This window comes from Chryseobacterium sp. SIMBA_028, assembly GCF_046535285.1.
In the GTDB taxonomy this organism is placed as follows: Bacteria; Bacteroidota; Bacteroidia; order Flavobacteriales; family Weeksellaceae; genus Chryseobacterium.
The window spans coordinates 1-238 of record NZ_JAWRWZ010000797.1 but is presented as its reverse complement, the minus strand read 5'-3'; the positions used below and the strand labels follow the sequence as shown (position 1 = coordinate 238).

General features: G+C 66.4%; 1 protein-coding gene. It reads right to left on the bottom strand.

Features of this window, described 5'->3' with window-relative positions:
* On the bottom strand, positions 1–238 hold a 238-nt coding region (locus tag SCA31_RS25415; RefSeq protein WP_410699701.1), incomplete at both ends, for a DEAD/DEAH box helicase.

The following is a 238-nucleotide window of genomic DNA, read 5'->3' as shown; positions in this document are numbered from 1 at the left end:
CCCGACCTTCGCGGCCGCGTCTGCCCACTGCCGTTTCAGGTGGTCCGTTGGCGCAACGATGGTTACCCGGTTCACGACGCCGGCATCGAGCAGCGTGGTGGCAATGCGCAAGGCAAACGTGGTCTTACCTGCGCCCGGCGTCGCTACGGCAAGGAAGTCCTTTGGATGCCGGGCCATGTAGAGATCCAGCGCCTCCTGCTGCCACGCACGGAGCTTCTGCGCAGTCCCCCAGGCAGCC